Here is a 407-nt window from a genome sequence, read left to right as displayed (position 1 = left end):
ACCTCACGAGAAAGCACCGGAAAGTCGGCCCGCACTTTGTCGACGGAAAAAGTCATCTTACACCTCCTGGCAGTCGTTGACCGATTCGGGCCAGCACCTGCTGTTTAAGCCCCTCATCACGCAGTGCTTCCGTCAGTTCAGCAGCAAAGGCGTAAATGATCATCTGCTGGGCATCCTGCTGATTGATCCCGCGCGAGCGCAGATAGAACATCTGTTCATCATCAATACGCCCCACCGTCGCGCCGTGGCTGCATTTCACATCATCTGCATAGATTTCCAGCTGCGGTTTCGTATCCACTTCCGCCAGTTTGCCCATCAGCAGATTATTGTTGGTCATCTGACCATCCGTTTTGATGGCGTGCTGCGCGACGTTGATCAAACCGTTAAATACCGCGCGGCCTTTGTCG

The 407-nt window shown here is 53.8% G+C and carries 1 protein-coding gene; it reads right to left on the bottom strand.

What is annotated here, in order from left to right:
* Positions 1-52: 52 nt before the first annotated feature.
* Positions 53-407, bottom strand: a 355-nt coding sequence (locus tag SB719_RS19080; protein ID WP_412159592.1) for a SufD family Fe-S cluster assembly protein, incomplete at its 5' end; no start/stop codon positions are given.

The organism is Pantoea sp. SIMBA_079 (assembly GCF_046940275.1).
GTDB classification, from domain to species: Bacteria; Pseudomonadota; Gammaproteobacteria; order Enterobacterales; family Enterobacteriaceae; genus Pantoea; species Pantoea borealis.
The sequence above is the reverse complement of the archived record's forward strand: the minus strand, read 5'-3'. Positions and strand labels throughout refer to the sequence as shown.